This is a genomic window from Streptosporangium nondiastaticum (assembly GCF_003011965.1).
Taxonomy (GTDB): domain Bacteria; phylum Actinomycetota; class Actinomycetes; order Streptomycetales; family Streptomycetaceae; genus Streptomyces; species Streptomyces nondiastaticus.
In genome coordinates this window covers 1-11,959 of the sequence record NZ_PXWG01000178.1, presented here as the reverse complement: position 1 = coordinate 11,959, position 11,959 = coordinate 1, and the positions used below count along the sequence as shown (strand labels likewise).

Sequence of the window (11,959 nt, the reverse complement as noted above, 5' to 3'; positions counted from 1 at the left end):
CGGCGGGGGCGGAGGCGACGCCCGTCAGCAGCTCGCCGGCCGCGGACCGGTGCCCGGCCGCGGCCGCGGGGTCGCCGAGCCGCTCCAGGGTGTCCGCGAGGCGCAGCAGCATCGCCGCCCGCAGCCGGTCGTCGCCCGCCTGCCGCGCGCTCTCCACGGCCTCCCGGCAGGTCCGCACGGCGTCCTGCGGCCGGCCCGCGTGCTCGTGCACCCGGGCGATCTCGCCGAGGGCCCGGGCGTGCCCGGGCAGGTCCCGCAGCCGGCGGCACGCGGCGGCCGCCGCCCGCCAGTCACGGAGGGCTTCGTTCCACTGCCCGGCGTAGCTGCGCACGGCGCCCAGCCGGCCGTACAGCCGCGCCTCGTCGGCGAGCTCACCGCGCGTCAGGCGCAGCTCCAGGGCGCGCCCGTACCAGTCGACGGCCCGCTGCCAGTCGCCGAGCTCGTGGTACGAGGCGGCGATGGACTCCAGGGAGCGGCTGATCGCGTACGGGTCGCCCGCCCCGCGCGCCGCGTCCAGCGCCTCCCGGTAGCGCCCGAGGGCGGCGGAGGTGCGTCCGGCCCGGGCGTCCAGGTCGCCGATGTTGAGCAGGGCCGCGGCCTTCTCCAGGGGCATTTCGCAGCGCCGGGCCACGTCCAGGACGAGCTGGTGGAGCCCGTAGAGCTCGGGGCCCGCCTCCTCGGCGCCGAAGTGCGCGGTCAGGGCGCGGGTCAGCGCGGACACCAGGCGCCGGGCCAGGGTGTCGAGCCGGCCGTCCTGCACGGCCAGCCGGGCGGCCGCCAGGAGCGCCGGGAGCCGGTGGGTCAGCCACTCCCCCGCCGCCTGCGGCGAGGCGAACCGCAGGGGCCGGGGCAGCTCGGCGAGGCGCTTGCGGGTCAGCGGGTCGTCGGTGCGGGTGGCGGCGCGGCAGGAGTGCAGCTGGCGGACGGTGCGCTCCAGCATCCGCGCCCGGGCGAGCTCGACCTCGGCCGGCCGCTCCTGGGTCCGCATCAGCTCCCGCAGCATGTCCAGGAGGCAGCCCGGGACCAGGTACTGCGGCGGCAGCGAGCCGGCGGCGGGCTCGGCCCGCAGCAGGCCGCGGGCCTCGAAGTCCTCCAGGGCGGTCTGCGCGGCGGACACCGAGCAGCCGGCCAGCGCGGAGGTGGTGTGGGCGTCCGCGGAACCGGCCGGGGCCAGTGCGAGCAGCCGCAGGATGCGGGCGGAGGGCGCCGGCAGCGCCTCGTAGGCGAGCCGGAAGGCGCGGGCCAGCGGGCGGGCAGCGACGTCGTGCCCGTCGCCGGGCGGCATCTCCCGCAGCCGCGTGACCGCGTCGACCACGGACAGCTTGGACAGGGCCGCGAGCCAGCCGCCGACCAGGACCAGCGCCGCGGGCTGACCGCCGCACTCCTCCACCACGGCGTTCGCGGCGGCCGGGTCGCACGTGATGCGGGTGGGGCCGGCGTAGCGCTCCAGGAGCTCGACGCCGGAGGCCGTGTCGAGACCGCCCAGGGTGCAGGGCCGCACGTCGGGCACGCCGGTCAGCGGACCTCGCGAGACGGCCACAATCAGGCACTCGGACTTGTCCGGAAGCAGCGGGTCCACCTGCTCGGCGCCCGCCGCGTCGTCGAGCAGCAGCAGCGCGCGGCGGCCCTTGAGGGCGCTGCGCACCGCCTGCGTCAGCTCGTCCTCCTCGGCACCCGCGGGGACGGGCGCGCCGAGCGCGGTGAGCAGCGCGCGGGCCGTCCGCTCGGTGGGGACGGGGGCGCCGCCGGCCTCGGTGAGCCGGGCGCGCAGCACGCCGTCGGGGTACTGGCCGGCGAGCTGCCCGGCGAGCTCCTCGGCCAGGGCGGTGCGGCCGGAGCCGGGCCGCCCGGCGATGAGCAGGACCCGGCCGCGCGGGCTCTTGCGGCCGGCGAGGGTGTCGAGGCCGGCGCGCACGATGTCGGCGCGCAGCTCCTCCAGCTCCCGGCGGCGGCCGACGAAGCCGGGCAGCACGGGGGCCGCCGTACGGGCCGGGCCGCCGGCCGCCGGGACGGACGACCGCCGCCCCGGCGGCGCCGCCGCCATCCCGTCGCCGGTCTCCACCGCCTGCTCCGCCACGGGGCACACTCCCGTCCACCTGCCACGAACGAGCCCGCCGCGGCCGCGGTCGGGCACGCGATGAGCCTAGTTCACGGCCCGGCGCGCCCCGGGGAGTCCCGGCCGCCGCTGCAGAAGATCACCTATTCGGTTCTGATGATCGTCGGGTGAATCCCGCCCGGCGGAAAGGTGCTACGCCTCGAAGGGGCGGGCGGGCCACTCCGCGTCCGCCGGGCGCAGCGCGTCCACGCCGTCGCCCGCCAGCGCCGCGGCGAGCGAGAGGACGCCGACGACCAGGCAGTTGTTGTGCAGCTCGCCCGCGAGGACGCCCCGCACCAGCTCCGCCAGCGGCACCCGGTCGAGCTCCATGTCGAGCTCCTCGTGCTCCACCTCGAAGCGCTCGCCCTCGACGTCGGAGATCTCGCGGGCCAGGAAGATCCGCACGGCCTCGTCGCAGCCGCCGGGCGTGGTGTAGACGTCGGTCAGCACCCGCCAGTCCTCGGCCTTGACGTGGGCCTCCTCGTACAGCTCGCGCTGCGCGGCGTGCAGCGGGTTCTCGCCGGGCACGTCGAGGAGGCCGGCGGGGATCTCCCAGAGCTTCTGGCGGACGGGGTGGCGGTACTGGCTGAGGACCAGCACGCGGCCCTCCTCGTCCAGGGCGAGGACGGCGACCGAGCCCGGGTGGACCTGGTAGTCGCGCTTGACGACCGTTCCGTCGGGCATCACCACCTCGTCCGTGCGGACGCTGGTCTTGTTGCCGACGAACGGGGTCTCGGTCGCGTTGACCTGCCACTCGGCGGCGGTGTCCTTGATGCCCATCTACGTCCTCCAGAAAAGCGGAAACCGGGGTGAGGGCCTCCGTGCGGAAACCTTCACCCCGGTCAACCGTATAGGTCAGCCCTGCTGGCGCTCGACGGCAGCCTTGACCAGGCCGGCGAAGAGCGGGTGCGGGCGGGTCGGGCGGGAGCGCAGCTCGGGGTGGGCCTGGGTGGCCACGAGGTAGGGGTGGACCTCGCGCGGGTACTCGACGTACTCGACGAGCTTGTTGTCGGGGGAGGTGCCCGAGAAGACCAGGCCGGCCTTCTCCAGCTCGGCGCGGTAGGAGTTGTTGACCTCGTAGCGGTGGCGGTGGCGCTCCTCCACGTACTGCTCGTTGCCGTAGACCTCGCGGACGATGGAGCCCTCGGCGAGCTTGGCCGGGTACATGCCCAGACGCATGGTGCCGCCCATGTCGCCCTCGCCGGCGACGATGTCGAGCTGCTCGGCCATGGTGGAGATGACCGGGTTGGCGGTGGCCGGGTCGAACTCGGTGGAGTTGGCGCCCTCGATGCCGGCCAGGTTGCGGGCGGCCTCGATGACCACGCACTGCAGGCCCAGGCACAGGCCCAGCAGCGGCACCTTGTTCTCGCGGGCGTAGGTGATCGCGCCGACCTTGCCGTTCACACCACGGTCACCGAAACCGCCCGGGACGCAGATCGCGTCGACGTCGCCGAGCTGGGCGGCGGCACCGGCCGGGGTCTTGCAGTCATCCGAGGCGACCCACTTGACCTTGACCTTGGCACGGTTGGCGAAGCCACCGGCACGGATGGCCTCGGTGACCGACAGGTAGGCGTCGGGCAGGTCGATGTACTTGCCGACGAGGGCGACCGTGACCTCGTGCGAGGGGTTGTGGACGCGGTCCAGCAGGTCCTCCCACTGCGTCCAGTTCACATCGCGGAAGGGAAGGTCGAGCTTGCGCACGACGTAGGCGTCCAGGCCCTCGGTGTGCAGCACCTTCGGAATGTCGTAGATCGACGGAGCATCGATCGCGGCCACCACCGCGGCCTCGTCGACGTCGCACATCAGCGAGATCTTGCGCTTGATGGCGGTGGGGACCTCGCGGTCGGCGCGCAGCACGATCGCATCAGGCTGGATGCCGATGTTGCGCAGGGCCGCGACCGAGTGCTGGGTCGGCTTGGTCTTCAGCTCGCCGGAGGGGCCGATGTAGGGCAGCAGCGAGATGTGCACGACGAAGACGTTGTCCCGGCCGACCTCGTGACGGACCTGACGGACGGTCTCCAGGAACGGCAGCGACTCGATGTCACCGACCGTGCCACCGACCTCGGTGATGACGACATCGACGTCATCGGTGGCCATCCGGCGGATGCGGTGCTTGATCTCGTTGGTGATGTGCGGGATGACCTGCACCGTGTCACCCAGGTACTCACCGCGCCGCTCCTTGGCGATCACGGAGGAGTACACCTGGCCGGTGGTGACGTTCGCGCTGCCGTCGAGGTCGACGTCCAGGAAACGCTCGTAATGGCCGATGTCCAGATCGGTCTCGGCGCCGTCGTTGGTGACAAACACCTCACCGTGCTGGAAGGGGTTCATCGTGCCCGGGTCTACGTTGAGGTAGGGGTCGAGCTTCTGCATCGTGACCCGCAGACCCCGCGCCTTGAGCAGCGCGCCCAGGCTGGAGGCCGTCAGTCCCTTGCCGAGCGAGGAGGCGACACCCCCCGTGACGAAGAGGTGCTTGGTCGTCGTGGGCTTTGCGGCAATGGCCAAAGGGGGGCTCCCGTGGTCGCGAGTGGAGGGTGCGTACCGGCGCCGACCCGGAGTTTTCGGGGGTGCCGTCGCTGCGGTTGGGGGGTCTTGCGCCCACCGGTCCACGGGGTACCAGGGTATCAGCGCCCCGGCCCGGCCGCTTCCGCCGACGCGTCCCCGGCCCCTGTGTGGCGGTGCGTGGCGGCGGCGTCACAGGCCACCCATTCGGCTCAGATTCGTCCTCCAACCGTCGCGCGTCGCACCAACTCCGCGTCGTATCCTGCTCGGACACATGCAGCGAGCCGGCCGGCACGGCATCATCCCGCCCTCCCCAGCCACCTTCCCCGGCCACCGCCGGGGGCAGTAGGTACCCGCAGGGAGACGCACCTTCCGGAACAGAGCTCGTCTAAAGATCGCTTGACCGCAAGAGGGACCCCCACGGGGTCATGTGGCGCCGTTCGACTGGAGATGACCGTGGCCGGGCGTATCGAGGATTACGCACTCATCGGCGATATGCAGACCGCCGCCCTTGTCTGCCGGGACGGCACGGCCGACTGGCTGTGCCTGCCCCGTTTCGATTCCCATGCCGCGTTCGCCGGTCTGCTCGGCACGGAGGAACACGGCTTCTGGCGGGTCGGCCCCGCGCACCCGTCGGGAGCGGCCCCGCCGCCCGCCGACCGCCGCCGGTACCGGGGGGACTCCCTCGTGCTCGAATCCGAGTGGGACACCCCGCGCGGCACCGTCCGCGTCATCGACTTCATGCCGCCCCGCGAGGGCGCGCCCCAGCTGATCCGGATCGTGGAGGGCGTCAGCGGGCGGGTGCCGATGCGCTCCGCGCTGCGGATGCGCTTCTCCTACGGCCGGGTCGTGCCCTGGGTGCACAAGGTCGGCGACCGCACGGTGGCCGTGGCCGGCCCGGACTCGGTGTGGCTCGACACCTCCGCCGACACCTTCGGCAAGGACCTCACCACCTACTCCGACTTCACCGTCTCCCCCGGCGAACGCGTCGCCTTCACCATCAGCTGGCAGCCCTCGCACCGCGAGCCGCCCGCCCTGCCGGACCCGGAGGGCTCGCTGGCCGCCACGGAGGAGTTCTGGCGGGAGTGGGTCGAGCACTGTACGTACCACGGGCCCTACCGGGACGCCGTGATCCGCTCCCTGATCACGCTCAAGGCCCTGACGTACGCCCCCACGGGCGGCATCGTCGCCGCCCCGACGACGTCCCTGCCCGAGGAGATCGGCGGCGTCCGCAACTGGGACTACCGCTACACCTGGCTGCGCGACGCGGCCATCACCCTCTCCTCCCTGCTGCGCACCGGCTACCGCGAGGAGGCCCGCGCCTGGCGCGAGTGGCTGCTGCGCGCCGTCGCCGGAGACCCCGAGAACCTGCAGATCATGTACGGCATCGCGGGCGAGCGCGAGCTGGGCGAGGCCGAGCTTCCGTGGCTGCCCGGCTACGAGAACTCCACGCCCGTCCGGGTCGGCAACGGCGCGGCCGACCAGCTCCAGCTCGACGTCTACGGCGAGGTCACCGAGGCCCTGCACCTGGCCCACATGACGGGCCTCGCCCGCAACGACTACGCCTCGGTGCTGCAGCTGCGCCTCATCGGCTACCTCGAGGACCACTGGAACGAGCCCGACGAGGGCATCTGGGAGGTCCGCGGCCCGCGCCGCCACTTCGTGCACTCCAAGGTCATGGCCTGGGTGGCCGTCGACCGCACCATCAAGCTCATCGAGTCCGGTGACGTGGACGGGCCCCTGGAGCGGTGGCGCGAGCTGCGCGACGACATCCACCGGGACGTGTGCGAGAAGGGCTACGACAAGGAGCGCAACACCTTCACCCAGTCCTACGGGTCGAAGGAGCTGGACGCCTCCCTGCTGCTCATCCCGCAGATGGGCTTCCTGCCGCCCGACGACAAGCGCGTGATCGGCACGATCGAGGCCATCCAGCGCGAGCTGTCCACGCCCGACGGCTTCGTGCTGCGCTACCCCACCGCGGGCGAGGAGGCCGGGGTCGACGGCCTGGAAGGCGACGAGGGCGCTTTCCTCGCCTGCTCCTTCTGGCTCGCGGACGACCTGGCGATGATCGGCCGGGTCGACGAGGCGCGGCAGCTGTTCGAGAAGCTGCTGGGCCTGCGGAACGACCTGGGGCTGCTGGCGGAGGAGTGGGACCCGCGGCTGCAGCGGCAGGTGGGGAACTTCCCGCAGGCGTTCAGTCACGTTCCCTTGATCGACACGGCGCTGCGGCTGACGGCGTCCTCCGCGTTCGGGGGATAGCGGCACGTACGGGTTCCGGTGGACCGCCATTCCGCCGGACCCTCGCCGTGGGGGTTGAGCGCCGTGGCGGCGGGATCAATTTCCTGTGCTGCGGCGCGGCAGTTCTTGCACCACCCCGAAGGGGCGCGGGGAACTGCGCGACCAGCCACGACGCGCCCGCAGATGACGTACCGGACTTCCATCGGAGCGCTAGCGCCTCCGGAGGCCGAAGTACAGGGCGCACGCACTGACCGGTACGACGAGGACGGCCGCGGCGGCGTTGAGGCCGCCGTAGCCGCTCAGCGCGACGAACGCGCCCGAAAGCGCCCCGCCCGCCGCCCCCACCAGATTCATCAGCGTGTCGGACGCGCCCTGCACCTCGGACCGGTGCTCGGCGTCCACCGACTCGCTCAGCAGGGTCGAGCCCGCGACGGTCGCGCACGACCACGCGACACCCAGCAGGAAGAGCCCGGCCGCGATCGCCCACTGCCGGCTGCCCGCCGTGCCCGCGAGCAGCGTCGCCGCCACGAAGACCACCTGCCCGGCCAGGATCACCGGTACCCGCCCGAGCCGGTCCGCCGCCTTGCCCACCAGGGGCGAGAGCGCGTACATGCCTGCGATGTGCAGGCTGATGGTGAAGCCGACGACGCTGAGGGAGGCCCCGTGGTGGGCGAGGTGCACCGGCGTCATCGTCATCACCGACACCATCACGGCATGCCCGAGGACCAGCGCGGTCAGCCCCGTCAGCGCGGAGGGTGACGCGGCCACGTGTCGCAGGGCGCCGCTCATTCGGGTAAGGAAGCGGGCCTGCCGCGCGGGTGCCGAGGCCGCGTCCAGGCGGGCCGCCAGCAGCAGCGGATCGGGGCGCAGCCGGGCGCGGATCACGGCCGCGCCGGCGAGGAACGCCGCGCAGGAGAAGACGAACGTGCCCGATGCCTCGGGGAGGCCGACGGTGCGGGCGACGGCGGCTCCGGGCCCGGTGAGGTTGGGTCCGAGGACGGCGCCGACGGTCGCCGACCAGACGACGAGGGAGAGCGCGCGGGCCCGTCCGTCCTTCTCGGCGAGGTCGGTCGCGGCGTAGCGCGACTGGAGGTTGGCGGCGGTGCCGGAGCCGAGGAGGAGCAGGCCGAAGAGGGCGAGCGGGGCCCATGTGAGGGCGGCGCCGGCGAGTACGGTCAGCGCTCCCGCGGAGGCGATCAGCCAGCCGGCGCTGAGGCCGGCGCGGCGGCCGCGGGCCCGGGAGAGGGCGGCGAGCGGTACGGACAGCAGCGCGGCGCCGAGCGTGACGAGGGTGGTGGCGAAGCCGGCGGCGGCCTCGGAGCCGGTGAGGTGCTCGATGAGCAGACCGCCGGAGGAGATCACCGCGCCCATGCCGATGCCGATGACGACCTGGGCGGCCATGAGGACGTTGACCGTACGGCGCTGGACGGCGGCGCGGTCCGGCAGGACGGGGCCGGCGTCCCGGGATATGCCGGAGGGTATGGACTCGTGGCTGTCGGGGGCTGCGGTCATGGGGGCCAGAGTAGGGGCGGCGCCGGACGGTGCGTAAGGCGTCCGCCGTGGGGCCGCGACCCGGCGGCCGTGGGCTCCACCGGGCTCCCGCCGGCGCCCCGCACGGACCCGGCCGGCGGTGCCGGACCTGCAGCACAGGCCCGCAACTGACAACCGCGCCGGACGGCGGCTAGGTTCCGCTCATGGAACCGCACGCCCCGCAGGGCATCACCGTGGCCCGGGCCCTCGAACTGCCGGCGCTGCGCAAGGGCCTGCCCGAAGTGCTCGCCGCGGGTGACCGGCTGGACCGCGCCGTCCGGTGGGTGCACGCGGGCGAGGCCCCGAACATCGCCGCGCTGCTGAAGGGCGGTGAGCTCCTGCTGACGACGGGCCTGGGGGTGGGCAGCCGCCCCGCCGAGCAGCGCGCCTTCGTGCGGGGGCTGGCCGAGCGGGGCATCGCGGCGCTGGTCGTGGAGCTGGGCGCGCGGTTCGTGACGCTGCCGGCCGCGGTGGTGGACACGGCGCGCGCGTGCGGGCTGCCGCTGGTGCAGCTGCACCGGGAGGTGCCGTTCGTGGCGGTGACGGAGGAGATCCACACCGAGCTCGTCAACGAGCACTACGCCCTGCTGCGGCGCGCCGAGGAGGTGCACCGGCGCTGCACGGAGGTGTTGCTGGGCGGCGGCGGGGTGCCGGAGGTGCTGCGGCTGTTCGCGGGCTTCGCGGGCAATCCGGTGTTCCTGGAGACCCCGGACGGGCGGCTGCTGTACGCGGCGGGGCCGGAGGGTGCGGCGGGCGGCACGGATCCGCTGCAGGTGTGGGAGCGGCTGCGGCCGCCGGCGGGCCGGCCGGCCGGGGCGGTCGTCACCGACGTGCCGGGGCACGGGCCGGGGCCGGGCGCCGTGCGGGCCCGGCTGGCCGTGCTGCCGGTGGACGCGCCGCTGGCGCCCGTGCACCGGATCGCGGCGGAGCGGACGGCGGGGCTGCTGGCGGTGGTGCTGCTGCAGGCGCGGCAGGAGGAGGAGCTGGCGGCGCGCGGGCGCGGCGACTTCCTGGCCGATCTGGCCGAGGGCCGGGTGGCGGCGGCCGAGGCGCCGGCGCAGGCGCGGGTGCTGGGCTTCCGGCCCGGTTCCGGTCCGCTGCTGCCGCTGGTGATGCGGCCGGCGACGGACCTGGCCCCGGCGGAGGGCCGGGCGGCGCTGGCCTGCGCGGTGCAGGAGGAGCTGGCCGGGGTGGGGGCGCCGGTGCTGCTGGGCGTCCGACTGCCGGAGGGCCGGGTTCCGCTGCTGGTGGGGCTGCGGGACGCGGCGGAGCGGGCCGCGGTGGCCGGCCGGGTGGCGGCGGCGCTGCGGGCAGGCGTGGAGCGGGCGGGGTTCCCGGCACCCGTCGTGGTGGCCGGGGCGCCCGCGACGTGGGAGACGGCGGGGGCGGAGCTGCGGCACGCCGCCGAGGCCGCGACCGCGGCCCAGGGGCTGCCGGACCGGCCCTGGCACGACGTGCGGCGGCTCGACGTCGACGTCCTGCTGTGGCGGCTGCGCTCCCAGGGCGACCTGGCGGCGTTCGTCGACCGGGTGCTGGGCCCGCTGATCGCGCACGACGCCGCCGCGCGGCCGCCGCTGCTCCCCACGCTCACCGCGTACCTCGCGCACGCGGGCCGCAAGGCGGAGACCGCGCGCGAGCTCCACCTCAACCGGCAGACGCTCTACGACCGGCTGGCCCGGATCGGGCGGCTGCTGGGCGTGGACCTGGAGGATCCGGAGACGGTCCTGTCGCTGGGCCTGGCGCTGCGCGCCCGACGTCACACGGAATGGATTTGACCTGCGCAGATGCACCCGGTTCTACTCGAACGGTGACCGGGACGAAGAAGAACGAAGCAGCGGGCGGCGCCGCCGTGGCGGACCGCGAGGACCTGCGGGCGGACTGCGGCAGCTGTTTCGCGCTGTGCTGCGTCGCGCTGCCGTTCGTGGCGTCGGCGGACTTCGCCGCGAGCAAGGACGCCGGGAAGCCGTGCGGCAACCTGCAGCAGGACTTCCGCTGCGGCATCCACACCGCGCTGCGGAAGAAGGGCTACTCCGGCTGCACCGTCTACGACTGCCAGGGCGCGGGGCAGAAGGTCTCCCAGGTCACCTTCGGCGGCCGGGACTGGCGGCAGGACCCGGGGACGGCCCGGCAGATGTTCGCCGTCTACCCCGTCATGCGGCAGCTGCACGAGCTGCTCTGGTACCTGGCCGAGGCCCTCGCCCTGCCGGCCGCGCGGCAGCTGCACGCCGAGATCCGCCGCGTCCACGACGCCGTCGAGCGCCTGACCCACGAGAGCCCCGAGGCGATCCTGGAGGTCAATGTGGCGGTGCGCCGGCAGGAGGTCGGCGAGCTGCTGCAGCGCACCAGCGAGCTCGTACGGGCGCAGGTCCCGGGCAAGAAGAAGAACCGGCGCGGGGCCGACCTCATGGGGGCCCGGCTGCGCGGCGCGAACCTCCGGGGCGCCCAGCTGCGCGGGGCCTACCTGATCGCCGCCGACCTGAGCGGCGCGGACCTGCGGACGGCCGACCTCCTCGGGGCCGACCTGCGCGACGCCGACCTGAGCGGCGCCGACCTCACGGGGAGCGTCTTCCTCACCCAGGCGCAGCTCAACGCGGCGCGGGGAGACGCGCGCACGAAGCTGCCGGCGGGGCTGAGCCGCCCGGCGCACTGGGGATAACAGCCCTAGCGGCTCATTCTCCTAGCGGCTTATGACCAGCTCGTCGTAGACGCTGAGGACGTGGGCGACCGTGTCGTCCTCCGTGGGCCACGTGGCCGCCTGGGCACGGCCCGCCGCGGTGAGCTCGGCGCGGCGGGCGGGATCGGCCAGCAGGCGGCTCACCGCCCCGGCCAGGGCGGCGGAATCCCCGTACGGGACGAGCTCGGCCGCGCCGCCGACCAGGTCCGGGACGCCGCCGACCGCCGTCGCGACCAGCGGGACGCCCGCGTGCAGCGCCTCCTGCGCGAGCAGGGAACGGGCCTCCCAGCGGCTCGGCAGGATCGCGACGTCGGCCGCGGCGAGCAGCGCGGGCACGTCGTCGCGGCGGCCGATCAGGCGGACCGGCAGGCCCTCGTCCTCGATGCGGCGCTGCAACAGCGGGCGCTCGGAGCCCTCGCCCGCGACGATCAGCAGCGGCTCGGGATCCAGCTCGCGCCACGCGCGGGCCGCGTCCAGCAGCGGGCCGTGCCCCCGGCCCGGCTCCAGGCGGCCGGCGGTGACCAGCAACGGGCGGGCCACCGCGCCCAGTTCGGCGCGGGTCTTGTCCTTCGGCTCGTCGCCGTCGTCGTCATCCGAAGCCCGGCGCGGGGCGGGCACGGCCGCGGGGGCCAGCCGGGCGTCCCGCGCGCCGCGCGTCCGGGCCCGGTCCACCAGCTCCGACGTCACCCCGAGGACGACGGCCGCGGCACGGGCCGCGCGCCGCTCCATCAGCCGTACGAACCGGCCCCGGGCGCCGTCCGCGGGCCGCGTGGTGTGCCAGGTGACCACCAGAGGAGTACCGCGGCCGCTCAGCGCCAGGGCCGCGAGGACCGCGGAGCGCAGGCCGTGCGCGTGCACGACGTCGGCGCCGGCGCTGGCCGCGCGGATGCCCGCCACGGCCAGGGCGTCCGGCCGGGACC

Annotated in this window: 8 protein-coding genes; 3 read left to right on the top strand and 5 right to left on the bottom strand. The window is 74.6% G+C overall.

Annotated elements, in window-relative coordinates:
• The 3 genes from B7P34_RS32700 to B7P34_RS32690 form a co-directional block, all read right to left on the bottom strand.
• Window positions 1–2,077 (bottom strand): tetratricopeptide repeat protein (locus B7P34_RS32700; RefSeq protein WP_223268468.1); only part of this gene is annotated, 2,077 nt, incomplete at its 3' end.
• Between the two features lie 171 nt (window positions 2,078–2,248).
• A complete protein-coding gene (locus B7P34_RS32695) occupies window positions 2,249–2,875 on the bottom strand; it encodes an NUDIX domain-containing protein (RefSeq protein ID WP_106681797.1) in 627 nt (208 codons plus the stop codon).
• Between the two features lie 75 nt (window positions 2,876–2,950).
• Window positions 2,951–4,600 (bottom strand): CTP synthase, encoded by a 1,650-nt coding sequence (locus B7P34_RS32690; RefSeq protein WP_286157535.1) that lies wholly within the window; start codon window positions 4,598–4,600, stop codon window positions 2,951–2,953.
• A gap of 453 nt (window positions 4,601–5,053) precedes the next feature.
• Between B7P34_RS32690 and B7P34_RS32685 the strand changes: the two genes are divergently transcribed.
• Complete coding sequence (locus B7P34_RS32685; protein WP_435693991.1) at window positions 5,054–6,856, top strand: glycoside hydrolase family 15 protein; 1,803 nt, start codon at window positions 5,054–5,056, stop codon at window positions 6,854–6,856.
• Between the two features lie 189 nt (window positions 6,857–7,045).
• Here the strand turns inward: B7P34_RS32685 and B7P34_RS32680 are convergent, their stop codons facing one another.
• Window positions 7,046–8,347 carry an MFS transporter gene (locus B7P34_RS32680; RefSeq protein ID WP_106681795.1) on the bottom strand — a complete coding sequence of 434 codons (1,302 nt, stop codon included), beginning with the start codon at window positions 8,345–8,347 and terminating at the stop codon, window positions 7,046–7,048.
• 182 nt (window positions 8,348–8,529) lie between these two features.
• On the opposite strand from B7P34_RS32680, the gene B7P34_RS32675 reads away from it, so the two are divergent.
• Both B7P34_RS32675 and B7P34_RS32670 read left to right on the top strand, forming a co-directional pair.
• Window positions 8,530–10,140 carry a PucR family transcriptional regulator gene (locus B7P34_RS32675; protein ID WP_106681794.1) on the top strand — a complete coding sequence of 537 codons (1,611 nt, stop codon included), beginning with the start codon at window positions 8,530–8,532 and terminating at the stop codon, window positions 10,138–10,140.
• A gap of 32 nt (window positions 10,141–10,172) precedes the next feature.
• The gene (locus B7P34_RS32670; RefSeq protein WP_223268467.1) at window positions 10,173–11,021 is read left to right on the top strand and encodes a pentapeptide repeat-containing protein; all 849 of its coding nucleotides are present in this window, start codon (window positions 10,173–10,175) and stop codon (window positions 11,019–11,021) included.
• A gap of 21 nt (window positions 11,022–11,042) precedes the next feature.
• On the opposite strand, the gene B7P34_RS32665 is transcribed toward B7P34_RS32670, so the two are convergent.
• On the bottom strand, window positions 11,043–11,959 hold a 917-nt coding region (locus B7P34_RS32665; RefSeq protein ID WP_106681792.1), incomplete at its 5' end, for a glycosyltransferase family 4 protein.